The sequence below is a fragment of the Foetidibacter luteolus genome (assembly GCF_009650435.1).
In the GTDB taxonomy this organism is placed as follows: Bacteria; Bacteroidota; Bacteroidia; order Chitinophagales; family Chitinophagaceae; genus Foetidibacter; species Foetidibacter luteolus.
Genome location: NZ_VVIP01000067.1, coordinates 40835 through 58991, shown reverse-complemented (window position 1 = coordinate 58991; position 18157 = coordinate 40835). Strand labels below are relative to the sequence as shown.

Below are 18157 nucleotides of genomic sequence, written 5' to 3'. Positions count from 1 at the left end.
GTTTTTAACAGGTTGCAGGTACATGAATATACGGATTCATGCGGCGCAGTGTGGTATCTGCCACACTTCCTGAAAAGATATTTTTCTATGGACTGCCGGATCTGGTTATTTTATGCGAACCTGGTAACGAATCAGTAACCGTTTCCCTATCAGGCGTTAAATAGGCTTAATACCAACATCACTACCGCATCTCTGGTAAAAAAATAAGACATTTGGTTAGCCCGGAAAGAAAAGCCGGCGGAGCAATACTGCCGGCTTTATTTTATCACTCATACTTAGAAGTATTGACCATCAGCGTTGTTATACCTACCTGCAACCGCAAACAGCGTTTGTTAAAACTGCTTGATAACCTGTGCGGCTCTGTCTACCCTTTAGAAGAAGTGATTATTGTGGATTCCGGCGAAGACCGGTTACAGCCGGCAGAATTGTCGCTTTACCCCCAGTTGGACATACAGTACCTGCAAAGCGAAAAATCTGTTTGCATACAAAGGAACAAGGGTGTGCAACAGACCCGCAGCCAATGGGTTTTTCTTTGCGATGATGATATAGAAGTACCGGCCGATTACCTGCAATTACTGGCAGGTCATGCTGCGCAACACCCGGAAGCGGGGGCCATTAGTGGTTTGGTATTACAGCAGGAGGCAGGCCAATGGGTAGCTGCCTACCCGCTTACCTCTGCCCGCTCTTTGTTGTTTAAATATATTTTTCAACAAAGTATATGGGGCCCGCTGCAATGTGCAGATACCTGGATGACCAGGCCCATAAAAGCGGCGTATCAAAAAAAAGCTAACCATATAGCCAGGTCAGGCTGGCCAGTGGTTACAGAATTTTCGGGCGGATATTTTATTACCCCTGTTTACGGGTTGGGCGCATCGCTGGTGTTGCGGGAGTGGCTGCTGGCCTCTCCCTATGATGAGGTACTGGACCCCCACGGCATTGGCGACAACTATGGCGTTGCCGCTGGTTTTCCGGGGCCGGTACATGTTTGCAATAATGCCCATGTTTTTCATCACCAGGCGGCAGAAAACCGTATCTCCGAAGTGCAGCAGTATTACCGCAGGGTGCTGGCGCTGGATTACTTCAGGAGCAGCAAAAAAGGGTTTGCCGGTGTGCAAAAAACTGCATTGCTTTGGTCGTTAACAGGCCAGCTTTGGGGTTGGGTGCGTGCCGCGGATTTTTTAATGATAAAAGCCACCCTAAAAGCCATAGCACTGGTTGCACTTAAGAGGAACCCGTATGCTATCGGGGCGGCCCGTGGTAAAAAGAGGGTTACCCCCAAGCCCAGATGACTTTTTTTGCAAGTTTTACAAAACATCTGTAAAACAGGATGTAGTGAATAAAGCAATGCCGAAAGGTTTCTGGCGCCTTGGGCGCCAGAAACAATGGTTACACTGCGGGCAAAGCTGAATAGCGAACAAGGCGCACAAGAGTGCGACGCAACGAAGGCCTCATAGCAGTCCCGTCTGCCGGGCCCATAAAAATTATCTTGAAAGCCGAAGGCTTTTCACAACTACGTTACAATAACCGGCACAGGATAACAGGAAATGAATAAACGCCGCCACGCCTGCCTATTGGCGCAGTTTTGGTACTTTTGCACTCTCACTATTAAAAAACGCAGATGCAATTATATTGTAACTCGCTTACGCAATACGAAAGGCTGAAAACAAGAGAAGTAAAGATTGGTGATTTGCTGCTGGGCAATTTTCATCCTATCCGCCTGCAGACCATGACCACCACCGACACCATGGATACCACTGCCACGGTGGAACAATCCATACGCTGCATTGAAGCCGGCGCCGAGCTGGTGCGTATTACCGCACCATCAAAAAAAGAAGCGGAAAACCTGCTGAACATAAAGAATGAACTGCGCAAACGCGGCTATACCACGCCGTTGGTGGCCGATATTCATTTTACACCCAATGCTGCCGAAATAGCGGCACGGATAGTGGAAAAAGTAAGGGTTAACCCGGGCAACTACATTGATAAAAAGAAGTTTGAACTGATTGAATACACGGATGCGGAATACCATGAAGAAATTGACCGCATACAGGAACGCTTTACCCCGCTGGTTAAGATTTGCAAAGAATATGGTACGGCCATGCGCATAGGTACCAACCACGGCTCACTAAGCGACCGTATTATGAGCCGCTACGGCGATACGCCTATGGGCATGGTAGAGAGCGCCATGGAATTTTTGCGTGTGGCCCGTGGTGAAAATTTTCACAACATTGTACTTAGCATGAAGGCCAGCAACCCGCAGGTAATGGTGCAGGCATACCGGTTGCTGATACAGCAAATGATGCAGGAGTTTAACGAGTGTTACCCGCTGCACCTGGGCGTTACCGAGGCCGGCGATGGCGAGGATGGCAGGGTTAAAAGCGCCGCTGGTATTGGCACCCTGCTGGAAGATGGTATTGGCGATACGGTTAGGGTTTCGCTAACGGAAGACCCCGAATTTGAAATTCCCGTTTGTAAAGACCTGGTGAAACGCTACGAAGGAGAGGGTTCTATTGTTAGCCGGCAAACCTCCGCGGTAAAAGTGCCGGCTAAGGTTCCGGCGCTGGAAAAGGTTCCCTACTCACCTTTTGAATACCGGCGCAGGCAAACTTTTGCTGTGGACAATATCGGCGGGCACCATGTACCGGTGGTTATTGCAGACCTTAGCAAGATTGACAGCATAACACCCCGGCACCTGGAAAGCATAGGGTACAAATACGATGAACCTACGGATAAATGGAACATTAGCGATGCGGCTGCCGATTATATTTTTACCGGGCACCAACTATTGTCATTTGCGTTGCCGGGCACGCTGAAAGTGATTGTATACCCCGATGCGTGGCAGGAAGCGGAAGACAAAACCAAATACCTGCCCATTTACCAGGACAGCGGCTACGTGAATGCTGAAAGCAAAAGCCACCTGCTGAACTTTGTAATGATTGACTGTTTTAACGACGATACCCCGGCCAACGATTTTACTTACCTGGACAGCCTGGCCAACGACCCACGGGTTGTATTGTGCTTAAGCAGCGCTAACAAACAGGCTATGTCATCCGTACGGCGCATGTTCGTGGAACTTATTGCCCGCAATATTCAAAACCCCGCAGTTATTGTGTGCGACAGCTATTGGCAAACAACAGACGAGCACCTCATTCATTACTCCACCGAATGCGGTGCACTGTTACTGGATGGTTTTGGCGACGGTGTTTGCCTGGGCATGGCCAGCGAAGCCTATAAACAGCAGGCCACCAGTTATCAAAATACCAGTGGCCGCAACTACAGCAGCAATGCCACGGTAGAGCAGTTCATTAACTCCACCGCTTTTTCCATACTGCAGGCTACACGTACACGCATTTCCAAAACAGAATATATTTCCTGCCCTTCCTGCGGCAGAACCCTGTTTGATTTACAGGAAACCACCGCTAAAATACGCTCTGTTACCAACCACCTGAAGGGCGTTAAAATAGCCATCATGGGCTGCATTGTTAATGGTCCAGGCGAAATGGCCGACGCTGATTTTGGCTATGTAGGCAGCGGCGTGGGCAAGATTACCCTGTATAAAGGCAAGGAAGTGGTAAAACGCAACGTTGACAGCAACATAGCTGTTGAAGAACTGGTTAACCTGCTGAAAGAAAATGAAGCCTGGGTAGAACCGTGAGGAATATGCAAGATGTGGGATGTACTATATAAGTCAGCTTCTCCCCCACTTGCGATTCACCATTCACTACTCACGATTATGATACCAGCGGCATAGCCTTGTGGTCCCGAAAGTTCGGGATTGCGTCGCAAGCACTTTATCGTCCGGTTTTTCATGGCAACTTTTCAGACCCGGGTAGTTTTACCTTGCAGGTGAGGGTCTGCACAAGATGTTTTATTTCTCCGCAATAATATATTATCTCTATTTTCATAAACAAAAAGCCATGCAGAATAACCAGGAAATGCGGCTGGCCGTACTGATTGACGCGGACAATGTGCCATCAGCCAACCTGAAGGAGATGATGGAAGAAATTGCCAAATACGGCACGCCCACTTTTAAACGCATTTATGGCGACTGGACAAAGCCTACTGTGGCCCGCTGGAAAAACCTGCTGCTCGAAAACGCTATTACACCCATACAACAGTATAGCTATACACAAGGCAAGAATGCCACAGATTCAGCCATGATTATTGACGCTATGGACATACTGTATACCGGCCGGGTGGAGGGTTTCTGCATCATATCCAGCGACAGCGATTTTACACGCCTTGCCCTGCGCCTTAGGGAAGCCGGTATGAAAGTAATTGGTATGGGCCAGAACAAAACACCTTCGCCCTTTATTGCTGCCTGCGATAAGTTTATTTACATTGAAATTCTAAAACCTGCCGACACTTTGCCGGCGAAAGAAGAGGATGTTAAGCAGGAGGAAGCCCCTGAGCCGGTATCAATTAAAAAAGTTGACAGGAAACTGATTAGCCTGATAGCATCTTCTGTAAACGACCTTGCCGACGAATCTGGCTGGGCATACCTGGGCGAGCTTGGCAACCTGGTGCTGAAGAAGCAACCGGATTTTGATGCCCGCAACTACGGCTTTAAAAAACTGGTAATGCTGGTAAAAAGTACCGGCGCTTTTGAAATTGATGAACGCCTTACAGAGAAAGGCAACGGCAACGTAAAACATGTATTTGTAAAGAATAAACCGGCTAAAACGCAAAAGTTTAATAAGCGGCCAAAAGCACCTCAAAACACCGGCGGAGAAGGATAGCTGCTTTTTTAAATTACCTGAACAAATTTTCAAATCATCTCTTACATTTGCACTCCGCTCTTTTAAAAAAAGTCATAAAGACAGTAAGTCAATAAGTGTGTGCGGGTTATCCTGTTTTACTTTTTGACTTAATGACCCACTTGACTTACAGTTTGCCCAGGTGGTGAAATTGGTAGACACGCTACTTTGAGGTGGTAGTGCTTTAACCGGCGTGCTGGTTCGAATCCAGTCTTGGGCACTTGATAAAAGAGCCTGCGCTATTAATAACGCAGGCTCTTTTTTTGCTATTGCTTCAATTGTATATTCCTGTATTCCACTTTCATCTTAGGCATAACATGCACCTGGAAGCCCAGCAGGCCGCTGGCTTTGCTGTTGGTGCTGTCTTCGTCCACAGCTTCGCTCATTAAAGTGCCATTAATAAAGTGCTGCATTTTGTTGCCTTTGGCAATAATGTGAATTTCGTTCCAGTCGTTTACTTTTATCAAAGCTTTCAACGAATCCGTATTACCAACAGAGCCGGTAATCACGGGTTTTTCATTTGGCTTTAGCACAACACTCTGGCCACGCATAGCTAAAAATCCACGTTTGCGCTCTTCATAATTCTGACCGGTGTAAGTGTTAGCGCCATCAATATCCGCCTGGTAACCTTTCAGAGCATATTTAATATCCGGCAATTCTTCGCTGCGGTATTGAATGCCGCTGTTGCCTTCAGGGCTTATACGGTATTCGGCCTTCAATTCAAAGTCGCCCGGGGTGCCGCCCCGCCATATCAAAAATGTGTTGTTCTTTAAAGGTTTTGCCTCCGTTACTTCTCCTACAAGCGTGCCGTTTTCCACACGCCAAAACCCGGTATCTGCTTCCCAGCCTTTAAAAGACTGCCCATCAAAAATGGATACAAAGCCGCCTTGTGTTTCCGCCGGCGCGGCAGTGCTGTCTGCCCCTGTTGATACTTCGTCTGTTGTGGCGGATTGGCAACCGCTGCCCGCTAATACAACAGCCAATGCAGCAGTGCAAATAACAGCAGTGAATTTTTTTTGTAGCATATATTTTGTTTTATCGTCAATAGTTATTTTGAACGGCGAATTAATTTGGTTACCAGCGACAGTATTTCATGGCATCGAACGTTGTGTCACTCACTTGTACGTCCAGTATTTCATGGCATCTTTTCAGGCCCGGATAGCAATGTTTCCGGCGCCTCCGGTGGCAGAAACAGAACCTGCATTCCAGGTACCAGGCTGCATACTCCTGGCTGTTCTATACGGGCTGAAAAGCCGCTCAATGAATTGAACGTACAAGAGTTTCCAATCTTGCTGCTTCGACACGCAAGATTGCGCAACGATGCTCAATTCATATTCTATGGCCTGGCTCATAAATCGTGAATGGTGAATGGTCAATGGTGAATGATGGGTGCGAATTGACAATAGTTGCTTGCCACTATTCACCATTGACCATTCACCATTCACTAAATCTCTTTCCACGTTTTGGTATTAGCAGATTCTATTACAGCTTCGCAAACCTTTTGTGTTTCCAGTGCTTCTCTAAAAGTTGGAGAGCAGGGTGAGCCATCTTCAAGACTCTTTAAAAAATCTGCTGCCTGGTGAATGAAAGAATGTTCATACCCAATACCCAAGCCAGGTACCCACCATTTATCCATATAAGGTTGGTCGCCGTCTGTAACATGAATGGAACGCCAGCCACGTACAATGCCTTCATCGGCATAGTCAAAATACTCCAGCCTGTTCAGGTCATGCAGATCCCAACGGAGAGAGGCATTGGCGCCGTTAATTTCAAACGTGTACAAAGCTTTGTGTCCGCGGGCATACCGCGTAGATTCAAACAAACCCAGCGAACCATTTTGAAAATGACAATGAAAAATACAGGCATCATCAATACCAACTTTCTCCACCTTGCCCGTAAGCTGGTGCATACGCTCTTTTACAAACGTTTCTGTAACAGCAGACACATCTTTTATAGAACCATTCAACCATATCGCGGTATCTATACAATGCGCCAATAAATCGCCGGTAACACCAGAGCCGGCAACACTGGCATCCATGCGCCAAAGACCTTCGCCGCCTTGCGGCAGGTTGGCATTAATGGTCCAGTCTTGTAAAAAGTTAGCACGGTAATGATAGATTCGTCCCAACTTGCCTGAATCAATAATTTGCTTTGCCAAACTAACCGCAGGTATGCGGCGGTAGTTATACCAAACTGTATTGGCAACCCCGGCCTTCTCTATGGCATCCACCATGGTTTGAGATTCTTCCAGTGTTCTTGCCAAAGGCTTTTCTACCAACACCATTTTACCAGCTTCAGCAGCGGCAATAGCAATTTCAGCATGCGTATCATTGGGTGTGCAAATGTCCACCGCGTCAATATCTTCACGGGCAATAAGCTTTTTCCAATCTGTTTCGTAAGACTCAAAGCCCCACTGCTCTGCAAATGCTTTCGCCTTACTTTCGTTGCGGGCACACACCGCTTTTAAAACGGGTGTATATGCCAGCGCCGGGAAAAAATTATCTATACGGTTATATGCATTGGAATGTGTACGGCCCATAAAGCCACAGCCAATAACACCTATGCGTAGTTCTTTTTTTGTTGACATGTTTGTTTGGTTTGTATTGTTAGACCTCACCCTAAATCCCTCTCCAAAGGAGAGGGACTTTTAAACATCTTTGCTAAACTCCCCTTTAGGGGTTGGGGGTTTCATACCATCCATGTGCATCTCTCACTTTAATCATTGCCGCAAGAATATCATTCCAGGTTTGCTGTTTGGTCATTACTTCATTAGGAAACATACAGCCGTCCCAGCAAATATGTTTAAAGGCTTTGGTCAGTTCTCCGTTTTCATTGCGCAGCCAGTAGCCTGCGGCTTTGGTAATATCCAGCTTGCCATTAGGATCTGTTGCAAGGCAGTGCCTGCCTGTTTTATCATGCGAACCTGTACCATGAACGGTACCATCGTTTTGCGCCACGTGAAAATCTATCGTCCATGGCCGTAATGCGTCTGTTAATTGTTTAAGCCCGGCGTACAAGGTATCCTGGTCGTTCCAGTCGAAATTTTCTGGTAAAATGCTGTCTTCAGGGCGGTTATAACCTAACAGGTAAAGCAGTGTATGCGCCATATCTGCCTGGAAACCAATGTTGGGCCTGTCCACCGCTTCCATGGTTTCTATCATCGTTTTCCAGCTATGCATACCACCCCAGCATATCTCGCCTTCAGCGGCAAGACGTTCGCCATAATCGGCCGCAACATCGCAAGCTTCACGAAAAGTCTCGGCAATCAATTTTGTATTGCCTGCAGGATCCTGCGACCAGGCTTCCGGCTTACATGCTGAATCAATTCTTATAATGCCGTTAGGGCGCACACCCAATTCTCTGAGCTCTTGCCCGAAGCGACAGGAACGTTTCACGATATCTACAAACAAGGCCCGGTCTTCTTTACTGCCCATTGCGGGGCCGCCCCAAATGGGGGCAACAAGACTGCCTATTTCCAGGTTTAATGATGATACTCTGTCAGCAAGCCTTTTAAGTCCATCATCACTTTCATCAATATTAAAATGTGGCTCAAACAAACCAAGGTCAATACCATCGAACTTAATTCCATCTACTTCCGCATTAACCGTCAATTCAAGCAAGGTATCAAGAGATATCGGCGGCTCTGAATCGGAACCTTTACCTACTATGCCCGGCCATGTGGCGTTGTGTAGTTTGGGATAATTATTTCTTTGCATATCGTTAGATTGAAATGTTTTGAGATTTTAAAGTTTCACGCAAAGGCGCCAAGGCGCAAAGTTTTTTTGTTCTTGTTTTTATAAACTTTCTATTTCCTGCTTTGCGTCTCTGCGGTTTTGCGTGCCATTTTCCCTCAAATTGAAATGTTTTAAGATTTAGAAGTTTCACGCAAAGGCGCTAAGGCGCAAAGTTCTTTGCTCTTGTTTTTATACCTTTTATTTACTGCTTTGCGTCCCTGCGGCTTTGCGTGCCACCTTTCTACAACACCAAATCAGGGTTGGCAGGCCCGAAGTGTTTTAATATTACAATCGGGTCTGTTGTGGAAGGATTTACGATTGTTACACCTTCTTTTGCTGCTGCTTCACTCACAAAAAACTCATCGTTGGTTAACTGGCCATAACGTATCAGTGCAGGTGTTTCAATATCCCATACACCAAATTTTCCGTGTCCCTGCATTACAATAATGCCGTAAGCAGCACTGTCTTTTATGGTAACCGTCTTACCAGGTTGCACCGTTAATTCCTTTGCACTAAACGCATCAGATTTATAACATATCCAATTTTCTACATAACCTTCTGCCTGCATTTCTTCAACAGGCTTAACGGGCTTCGGCGCCATAAAACGATTGACCATCGTATTGGGATCAACGTTCAATTCCCAGTCAAGCACATCAATCAAAGAATCAAAATCACCAATGCTTTCTTTGGGTGAACCATTCCACAGTAGTTCTTCCGGAATAATGGCTTCGTTAACCAGCGATTGATACATCGCAAATACGTCAGAAGCCTTTTGAGGTTCATACGTACACATACTACCAGGCGCATGCAGCAAGCCAGGAGGAACATCCCAGCCTGTGCCTGGCTCAAGCCTGTAAGCCTGTGAATAGTTGGTAATCTTGTTATCGCCTTTGGTAAAATTCACCAGGCATTCACGTATTTGTTCTTTGGTAGTGCCCGGTGCAATACCGATAAATGTGTAGGGATAATCGCCACCATGGTTATTCAATTGCGGCGGAAAATAATACGCTTCGGGCTTCCCTTTCTGGCCAATCAATGCAGCCTTTTCATCGTTATGGTGCACATGGTGTGGCAAAGGCCCCATGTTATCGAAGAACTTTGAATACATCGGCCAGCTTTGATATTCATTCCACAGGCGGTCACCAATCAAAGCACCCTTCAATTCATCTACCGCATCTTTGAGCAGTACACGCTCTTCACTAGCACCATCATTAACTACAATAAAACTCAAGCCTTCATTTTCGCCTGTAAGGGGACCATTCTTTGCCGGCGTTGTTGATGACAGCCAGCGTTCATCAATGCCGCCACGCACGCCACCTAATACATAATAATCATCAGGGTGCAGTTTAATTCTGCGGCCGGGAACACAAAATGAGCGGGGCACCCAGGTAGGTGCAAGCCTTACAATTCCTTTTCCCTGGTCAAGCGCTTTTTGAGCAATGCTTTGTTTTTCCATTGGTAATCGTTAGTTATTTTTTGATGTAGCAAAGGCACCGAGGCACAAAGGCATCAAGTGCTGCTTTTATTAAAAAGTTTTTTTACTTAGCTGTATTGCTACTATAAAGCTTCGTTGAGCAATCTTGCGTGTCAAAGCAGCAAGATTGGAACACTTGTACGCTTTGTTCTTTACTCGGCAATGTGCAATCAACCTCCTAATATTCAGGCATGTTTGTTCAGTATAACTTTGGCTATAGCCATTGTTGCTTTTATTTCAAAACAGCATGCTGGTAACGGCGCTCTGCGAAGTCTCCGGACTTCGCAGTATTATGCTTAAAGTCTCTGACTTTATTTTCATCGCCGGAGGCGATAGAATAAACATCCGCGGCGAGGACGCCGCGAATAGCGTCCACAATTATTTCTTCGCAATCTCTTCAATCATCCCCAATCCCCGTTCACACAATCCCTATCTCCAAATCATACAGCCTCGTTTCACCGGGCTCTAATAAAATTAATTGTTTATCAGCTCTTGCTTTTGCCTGGCCGGTAGGTGGATTTGTACCGGGCTCAAGTCCGGTAACATATTCGCCAAAGCCCCAGTGTTGCCAGTTGGTAAACCAGGGCAATTGCTTTTTTACAAACTTTATCTCTACTGCAAAGCCCAGTCGCTTATTGTTCAGGCTGGCTACACATAGGCCTTGTTCATCTGAATCAATATCTACAATTACGGCATCTTCTTCGCTGCCGTTATGTTGCTGCATCGGTGCAGGGCATGTATGAAAATCATTGTTGTTATTAAATATCCTGTTATTGCTATCGCCATCACGTGACTGCCATTTGCCGCTCCAGTTGATAGCCGTTCCTTCATCAACCAATGGCCAGCCGAAATTGCAGTGATAAAGTAACATATGTGGTGCAACCGTATTGCCCCTGTTGGTTATTTCATCATGAATTTTGATGACGGCTTTACCCAATGTGCCGGATATGGTCCTCTTTAATTCCAATGCCGGGCCGAATATTTGCGTTTCTTTAATGATGCCGGTAATGCTCATGTCAAGCTTATCCATAACGGGATCGGGTTGTTGAATAGAAATAACCTCAGCAGGCGTATTGCTGATGCCGCCGTGTACTCCGCGTTCACCAAACTCATCTTTTTCAGGGCCGCCCACATGGGTAAGGCCACAGGTGGTAAGCAACCCACCACCAAATGTTTTTAACCAATCTGCACCCTTGTTGGAGAATGGTTGTGGCGGCACTACGCCGGTACTGCTTAGCCAGGCAAGGCTATATTGGTTATAAAAAGCATCGGCAATATCCATGGCACGGTCAAGCACTATTTTGTATCTAAGACCTGTACCGGTATTAACCCAGGCGATGCGTGTGCCCCGGCCTGCGCCATTATCCAGCACGGAGGTCTCTATACCGCCGATCTGTGTATGATTTGATATTTTGTTTTTCCAGTTGGTCAAGCAAGAGATTTTAAAAAAGGCACAAAAGCAACAAGTTAGCAACATGCCGAACAAAGAACTAAACGTACAAGAGTGCGACGCAAGCAAAGCTTAATAGTAGTTTGTGCAGCCGGGCTCATAAAATTTTCTTACCTATTTTACAAAAATGGTATCCTTTTCATTACCGCCTGATTTCAAATAGGCCAACAGGTCTTTCAACTCTTCAGGGTTTAACCTGTTGATCATTCCCGGCAACATCGGCGACACATCAGACACCCTGGTACGTACTACATCTGCCTTGGCAATATCTCTTGTAACCAGCGGCGCAAAAGGGTTTTGTGAAATAATGTATTTGTCATTGTCCTGGTTAATCATTCTTCCTACAATAGACGAACCATCCTTCAAATAAAACACCGTTGCGCCGTATTGATCTGAAATGGTTTTGCTTGGCTCAATGATGGCTTCCAGCATATCCCTGTAAGAGAAGCGTGTACCCAATTGTGTAAGGTCAGGGCCGGCCACACCACCCTGGCCATTCATACTATGGCAGGAAATACAAAACGATGCAGCGAACATAGCTTTACCCCTTGTATAATCACGGTGGGTGATGCCATTATCTACATATTTCATGGCACTGTCCACTTCCCAGTTACGGCCTGGCCCTTTAGGGCGCATAGCATCTTTTGCAAGGTCTGTACCGGAAACGGAAATAATAGAATCGCCGGAGAGGTTGTTGAAATAGGCGAACCTGTCTTTAGGCACATGCGATAACGCCATTTTCCTTGCGCCATCTACAAAGCCGATGAAACTGTAACCGCCCTTAAAGCCAAAGGCATCATAAAACCATTTGAAGTATTTATCCTGCAGCTCAGGCGTCCATCCTGTTGTTACCTGGCTTAAAACGGTGGCATAATAAGTTTGCTGTGCCGGCGGTATTTTAGCCAGCATACCGGCTATATCCATACCATACTGCGGGTTGCGCATGATAAGGTCTGATGACTTGGTAAAGGTTTCCTGCCCTGCGCTGTTGTCGTCTTTTGCAGATGCAAGCAGCGGTACTGTTTTGTTTGCAAGTTCAGGTGCATTCAGGTATCCCAGCACCTTGCTGAGTTGCCTGTTTAACTCATTACCACCGCTTGCCGGAAAATGAGGGTTAAAATAGGCAATCACTGCCGTTTTGGTTGCTGCATCGGGTGCACCCATGCGGGCAAACACCAATTCGAAAGCCCTGGTTAAATCTAATTGCTGTGCCTCAGAAAGTTTTGAATAGTCAACTTTTAATAAGTTGGCGAGTAACTGGTTCTTGGCTGCTGCATTGCCTTTGCGTGCCAATGCAATGGCCGCCTGTGTTGCAGTAATAGCGTCGGTTTCAGCCAGGGCTTTGGCCTGCCATTCAGCTACGGGCTGGTTTTCTACCGCTATGCGTGCCGCGTAACGGATAAACCTGTCTTCATGTTTTAAATAAGGCCAGGCAAAATCAACTGCGCCTGCTTTGGGGGCGCCATGATACTCTTCCAGCTTGCGGCGTATTTTATTTTCTTCTGTAAGTTCAGTTGGTTTAACGGGCTCTGTGTTTTCTTTGCCGCCTTTATAATATACCCGGTACAAATCAGATTCCAGCCTGCGGCCACCGGTAAGAAAATACAAAGCTCCGTCCGGACCAATTACACCATCCGTTAAAGGCAATGGTGAGCCAGACACAAACTCTTCGCCTTTTGCTTCATACGAAGAACCTTTGGGCTCAAGATGAATGGAGTAGATAATACCAAAACTCCAGTCGAACGCGAAGATGGATTTACGGTATTTTTCCGGGAACCTGGAATTGATGCCCGAAACCACATTAGTGGGCGAGCCTTGGCCGATGTTCAGTATAGCAGGCAGGTTATCCGGAAATACCGGAGAATATTTTTCTGTGCCCGGGCGCCAGCCAAATTCAGCGCCACTGGTTACATGGCATATACGTGTAGGGCGGTACCAGGGCGTGCCCAGGTCCCACTCCATATCAGAGTCGTAAGTAAACAGGTCGCCTGCATCGTTAAAAGCCATATCAAAAGGGTTGCGGAAACCGGAAGCGATCAAATCCCAGTTAGCACCGGTAGAATCTATGTGGGCAATCCAGCCGCCCTGCCACTGCACCGTATTGTCATGGCCGTTGGGGTCTTTTATCTGCGGTAAAATGTTATCCAGCTTACCGTCGGGAAAATTGCGGTAGCTGTTCAGCTTAGGTATTTTGGTAAAGTTGCCCGCAATAACGTAAAGCGATTTTTTGTCGGGCGCCATCACAATACTGTGCGGGCCATGTTCGCCTTCACCGTCCAGCGCTTTCAACAAGGTTACTTTATCGTATTGGTCATCACCGTTGGTATCCTGCATGCGGTAAAGGCCGCTGCCTTTGCTAAACTCGTCATCGCTGCCATGGTTAATCATTACATACAGGCTGTTGAATGCATACAGCAGGCCTTGTGCGTAACCCATGCTCACTTTCTTTTTAGATGTATCTGCCAGCACCGCGGTATCTGATGTTATAATGAGCCGTTCAATCTGGGTTTTGGTTGCGGTATCACCAATTGGCGGCAACGTCATCCGGTAGAGTGCGCCATATTGGTCAGAGGCAATCAGCCTGCCTTTGTCGTCAAACGTCATAGAAACCCAGGAGCCTTCGCCATTTTCAGAAGGGCCATACAGGTGGTCTGCATGAAAGCCTGACGGCAGTTTAAGATTGGCTACTTTAGGGTCAGATGATGTTTCATCTGGCTTTAAATCTGCATTGTTGCCGCAACTGTACAGCATGGTTATGGCAATAAGCAATATCACTGAATACATCCGGTAAAATGGCGATGAAATACGTAAAAAGTTAGTTAGCATAATACTTGGTGGAGGTTTAATGCATCTTTTATGGGTGGTTAACAATGTGAAATCCTCTACAAATTAATCCATGAATTATTTTTCACGAAGTATAAATTTTGTGGTTGCCACATACAGGCTGCCATGGTAAATAAAAAGCGCCGGACAGCCGGGTATTGATGAATTTTCATACAGCAAAAGTTGTAAGGCATAAACATAAATACTTTGGCTTTTAGAACTGTTATGACCTGTGCTGAATTCGGCGGTGCGCCGTTTTGTTAAGGCGGGAAAAGATATTGGCCGTAAGATTAAGATGCAAGAGAATTTTATGGGCCCGGCTGAATGGACTACTATGAGGCTTCGTTGCGTCGCACTCTTCTACGTTCTGTTCTCTATGCAGCTTGCCCGCAATATAGTGTATGCTTATGCCGCCTCCGGCGTCACAAAGCACTATGCCTTGCACATGCGCCAAATACCTACTTTTGCCCCTTTAAATAAAAAGGGTTTTACATGAGCTTTTTGCAGGTTAACGGGGTTGGCAGAAAAGAGGGCAACGACTGGGCTATAAAAGATATCAGTTTCAACGGGCGGCAGTTTCATAAAATAGCTATTGCCGGCGAAACCGGTTCGGGCAAAAGCACGCTGCTTAAAACAATAGCCGGGCTTACAGAGCCAGATGCAGGAACAATAAGATTCGAAGGTGAAAGGGTTTGGGGCCCTGCTTATAAACTGGTACCCGGCCACCCGGGGATAGCTTATTTATCCCAGCAATTTGAACTGCCCAACTACTTAACCGTAGCCCAGGCACTGGAATATGCCAACCTTATGACTGATGAGGAAGCGGAAACACTTTACCAGGTATGCCGCATTAACCACCTGCTGCAAAGAAGGACAGACCATCTATCCGGCGGGGAAAAACAACGCATTGCCCTGGCCAGGTTGCTGAGCACTTCTCCCAAACTGCTCTTACTGGACGAACCGTTTTCTAACCTTGACATGATCCACAAAAACGTCCTGAAATCGGTCATCAGCGATCTGGGGGAAAAGCTGGGCATTACCTGCATGCTCATCTCCCACGACCCGCTGGATACCCTATCCTGGGCGGATGAAATGATAATACTCAGAAAGGGTGAAATAATACAAACCGGGCCGCCGGAACAGGTATACCGCAATCCTGCTGATGAGTATGTTGCCGGCCTGCTGGGCAGGTACAACCTGTTGCCTGCTGAAATAGCTACTGGTTTTACCAGGGTCGCTGTAAAAGAGCCAACCGGCCGCAAACTTTTTACCCGGCCTGAAGATTTGGTGCTGTCTGTTAGCGGCAGCGGCATACAAGGAACAATATTGCAACTAAAGTTTTATGGCAGTGCCTACGAAGCAGAAGTGCAGCTTGGCCGTATTACCGTAACGGCACGCACTCAAATCAATACTTTCTCACAGGGCGATGCCGTTATGGTAAACCTTACCGGCAGGCAACGCTGGTACCTGGATTAGCCTGGCTGTAGCAAAAGTTAAACCTTCTTTTGCCGTTATTGAAGGCAACGGTATTTATTGTAAGTTTGCAGCCTGCCTAAAAAAAGGCTTTTAGTTCTTTGAGTTTACATACACTGTAAACTATTAACCGCATAATACGGGGCTGCATTGGTTTTGACAGCATAGGTTACGGTAGGTATAAGCATGCAGTGCGTTGTATCATTAGCACTTTAATCTGAAGGTTCAAACTATAAATGGCAATACTCAGTATGCCATGGCTGCCTAATCAGTGATTAGTTAGTCATTAGGGCCGCGTTGAGCAGGTTGTTCTGTTGCCAGGCTCCGCCGCCGACTCAAAAAACAAACACAGAATGCTGCAACGGAAGGCTGTGACCGTTGCCTAAGACTATCCAGCTAAGCACAGGGTTGGTTTGTTCATTTCCTGCCCCGCGCCTACAACCAATAATGGAATAAGCATGTAGAAGACTTATGGTGACTATGTTTGGACGCGGGTTCGACTCCCGCCAGCTCCACTATTTTAATATTAATTGTTTCAAAGCTTGTAAACAGTGTTTGCAGGCTTTTTTATTGTGCAACTACCCCGTCACCATACGGTTAACAGGAAAAGTAACATGAAACAAAGAACCTTTGCCCGGCTCACTTTCCGCCCATATCTGTCCGAAATGTGCTTCCACAATTTCTTTGGCAATGAATAGGCCCAGGCCAATACCCTTACCCTGGTTTTCGCTGCTGGAAACCCGGTAAAACTGGCTGAAAATATCTTCCAGGTATTTCTGTTCAATTCCTATGCCCTCATCTTCTACAACTATGTGTGCATTTTCTCCTACTATGCTCCATGAAACCTTGATGAGTTTACCGGCCGGGGTGTATTTGGCTGCGTTGGATAAAAGGTTAACCAGCACCTGGCTGAACTTTTGCCTGTCAACATACACAAGTGTATCGTGCTTAGCATTCTCCAGTTGAAAATTATGGCTGGATAAGTCTACCAGCTCCGCGCTTTCTTTAATAAGGTTTTGCAGGCTTATTTTTTCAGGCGCCAGGGCAAGCTTGCCTGCCTGTATGCGGGATATGTCCAGCAGGTCTGCAATAATGGCTTCCAGGCGGTCCACCTGCGGGGTAACACGTTTAAGGGCATCGTCAACGGAAATTATACCGGCGCTCAATAATTGCAGGTACCCTTTTACCGTTGTAAGGGGTGTTCTTAACTCATGGCTGGCAAAGCCGATAAACTGGTCTTTTTTCCTGTTCAAAAACTGCACTTCCTGTAAAAGCCTTGCATTATCAAGGGCTATGGCTGCCTGGGCGGCAATAGCTACCACCAGCTTTTCGTGTTCCTCTGTAAAACAGGCGGTCTTTGGGTGCCCGAAAAACAGCCCTCCGATAACGTGGTTATCCTGCGAAATAACCGGAACAGCAAGATAACTTATCACGGGCAGGTGCCCGGCAGGCATCCCTTTGTGCGGGTAATTATGACCATAGCGTGGGTCTTTGGTAATATCATCACTGCGTACTGCGCCGGTTCCATCAAAGGTGGGGGAGAAAAGGGTGGTATTACGGGGCATGCCAAACCGGTCAAAAGCTTCCCTGGGCGCCCCGCTTAAAGCATACAGCATGAAAGCCTGACCGTTTACATCAACTTTATTGTAAAAGAAAGCGCCAAAAGCGGCGCCGGAAAGGCGTGTTGTGCCATCGGTAACAAGCTGTAAAATCGCTTCTGTATCCAGCTTGCGGTTAATGGATTGAGCCAGGTCGTTAATAATGGCCAGCCGTTCTTCGTTAAGTTTTTGCTGGGTAATATCCCGGGCTATTTTAGAAGCCCCGATAATCTTTCCGTCCGCACCGCGTATAGGGGAAATGGTGAGTGAAATCTGCAGTTGCTTTCCATCTTTTGTAACACGCACGGTTTCAAAATGCTCTACCCTTTCTCCACGCTTCAACTGTTCTATAATCCTCTCTTCCTCGCTTTTCCTGTCATCCGGTATCAGTATATGTATTTGCCGTCCAATCATTTCCTGCTCTGTGTAACCGAACATACGTTCAGCAGCCCTGTTCCAACTGGTAATTCTGCTGTCCAGGTTTTTACTGATGATAGCATCTTCTGAGCTATCAATGATGGCAGCCATCATTTGCTCATGTGGGTAATTTACAGGTGTAGCCATATATGTTTTCTCATATCGCCAAAAGTAATACCAAAAGCTTTTTTTGCATGTTTAACTTTACAAATAAAAATTGCAATAGCGTTAAACAAAAATTTGCGGATGGCAAACCTACCTTTGCCTAATTTACCAGGCTTAACGCAGCGTTGTTATATTCGTATAAAACTAAGCATAAAATCTGCCACCGGCAGAAATGCCTGTTACACCCGCGGGTGAGGGATTGCAGCGGTTACCCCGGTGAAGCCTTTGCGGCCTGGCTTTTGTGCCGGAGTAATAGCGAAAAGCCC

The 18157-nt window shown here is 46.5% G+C and carries 11 protein-coding genes, 1 tRNA gene and 1 other RNA gene; 6 read left to right on the top strand and 7 right to left on the bottom strand.

Features of this window, described 5'->3' with window-relative positions; genetic code table 11:
• Positions 1–212 precede the first annotated feature (212 nt).
• The 4 genes from F0364_RS22205 (at position 213) to F0364_RS22190 (ending at position 4977) form a co-directional block, all read left to right on the top strand.
• A complete protein-coding gene (locus F0364_RS22205) occupies positions 213–1289 on the top strand; it encodes a glycosyltransferase family 2 protein (protein ID WP_207632830.1) in 1077 nt (358 codons plus the stop codon).
• 329 nt (positions 1290–1618) lie between these two features.
• Complete coding sequence (gene ispG, locus F0364_RS22200) at positions 1619–3655, top strand: (E)-4-hydroxy-3-methylbut-2-enyl-diphosphate synthase (protein ID WP_153800015.1); 2037 nt, start codon at positions 1619–1621, stop codon at positions 3653–3655.
• 262 nt (positions 3656–3917) lie between these two features.
• Positions 3918–4739: an NYN domain-containing protein gene (locus F0364_RS22195; RefSeq protein WP_153800014.1), complete on the top strand. Its 822-nt coding sequence runs from the start codon at positions 3918–3920 to the stop codon at positions 4737–4739.
• Positions 4740–4893: 154 nt separating this feature from the next.
• Positions 4894–4977: transfer RNA gene (locus tag F0364_RS22190), tRNA-Leu, on the top strand.
• Between the two features lie 46 nt (positions 4978–5023).
• Here F0364_RS22190 and F0364_RS22185 read toward each other — a convergent pair.
• From F0364_RS22185 to F0364_RS22160, 6 genes are all read right to left on the bottom strand, one after another.
• Positions 5024–5782: a 3-keto-disaccharide hydrolase gene (locus F0364_RS22185; RefSeq protein WP_153800013.1), complete on the bottom strand. Its 759-nt coding sequence runs from the start codon at positions 5780–5782 to the stop codon at positions 5024–5026.
• Between the two features lie 419 nt (positions 5783–6201).
• Positions 6202–7344 carry a Gfo/Idh/MocA family protein gene (locus tag F0364_RS22180; protein ID WP_153800012.1) on the bottom strand — a complete coding sequence of 381 codons (1143 nt, stop codon included), beginning with the start codon at positions 7342–7344 and terminating at the stop codon, positions 6202–6204.
• Positions 7345–7429: 85 nt separating this feature from the next.
• On the bottom strand, positions 7430–8473 hold the full coding sequence (locus F0364_RS22175) for a sugar phosphate isomerase/epimerase family protein (RefSeq protein WP_153800011.1): 1044 nt from the start codon (positions 8471–8473) through the stop codon (positions 7430–7432).
• A 259-nt stretch (positions 8474–8732) separates the two neighbouring features.
• Positions 8733–9947, bottom strand: coding sequence for a cupin domain-containing protein (locus tag F0364_RS22170; protein WP_153800010.1), 1215 nt, complete (start codon positions 9945–9947; stop codon positions 8733–8735).
• A gap of 436 nt (positions 9948–10383) precedes the next feature.
• On the bottom strand, positions 10384–11397 hold the full coding sequence (locus F0364_RS22165; protein ID WP_235921201.1) for an aldose 1-epimerase family protein: 1014 nt from the start codon (positions 11395–11397) through the stop codon (positions 10384–10386).
• Positions 11398–11529: 132 nt separating this feature from the next.
• Entirely contained in the window at positions 11530–14241 is a 2712-nt protein-coding gene (locus tag F0364_RS22160; RefSeq protein WP_207632829.1) for a c-type cytochrome, read from the bottom strand.
• Between the two features lie 489 nt (positions 14242–14730).
• Between F0364_RS22160 and F0364_RS22155 the strand changes: the two genes are divergently transcribed.
• Both F0364_RS22155 and ssrA read left to right on the top strand, forming a co-directional pair.
• Entirely contained in the window at positions 14731–15714 is a 984-nt protein-coding gene (locus tag F0364_RS22155; RefSeq protein WP_153800008.1) for an ABC transporter ATP-binding protein, read from the top strand.
• Between the two features lie 138 nt (positions 15715–15852).
• Positions 15853–16229, top strand: a transfer-messenger RNA (tmRNA) gene (gene ssrA / locus F0364_RS22150).
• A 60-nt stretch (positions 16230–16289) separates the two neighbouring features.
• Here the strand turns inward: ssrA and F0364_RS22145 are convergent.
• Positions 16290–17873, bottom strand: a complete 1584-nt coding sequence (locus F0364_RS22145; protein WP_153800007.1) for a PAS domain S-box protein — start codon at positions 17871–17873, stop codon at positions 16290–16292.
• Positions 17874–18157: the final 284 nt, after the last annotated feature.

Bases quoted from the DNA above. Each gene is read 5' to 3' on its own strand.
- F0364_RS22180 (WP_153800012.1), bottom strand. From the start codon at position 7,344: ATGTCAACAAAAAAAGAACTACGCATAGGTGTTATTGGCTGTGGCTTT.
- F0364_RS22160 (WP_207632829.1), bottom strand. From the start codon at position 14,241: ATGCTAACTAACTTTTTACGTATTTCATCGCCATTTTACCGGATGTAT.
- ispG (WP_153800015.1), top strand. From the start codon at position 1,619: ATGCAATTATATTGTAACTCGCTTACGCAATACGAAAGGCTGAAAACA.
- F0364_RS22170 (WP_153800010.1), bottom strand. From the start codon at position 9,947: ATGGAAAAACAAAGCATTGCTCAAAAAGCGCTTGACCAGGGAAAAGGA.
- F0364_RS22145 (WP_153800007.1), bottom strand. From the start codon at position 17,873: ATGGCTACACCTGTAAATTACCCACATGAGCAAATGATGGCTGCCATC.
- F0364_RS22155 (WP_153800008.1), top strand. From the start codon at position 14,731: ATGAGCTTTTTGCAGGTTAACGGGGTTGGCAGAAAAGAGGGCAACGAC.
- F0364_RS22195 (WP_153800014.1), top strand. From the start codon at position 3,918: ATGCAGAATAACCAGGAAATGCGGCTGGCCGTACTGATTGACGCGGAC.
- F0364_RS22185 (WP_153800013.1), bottom strand. From the start codon at position 5,782: ATGCTACAAAAAAAATTCACTGCTGTTATTTGCACTGCTGCATTGGCT.
- F0364_RS22175 (WP_153800011.1), bottom strand. From the start codon at position 8,473: ATGCAAAGAAATAATTATCCCAAACTACACAACGCCACATGGCCGGGC.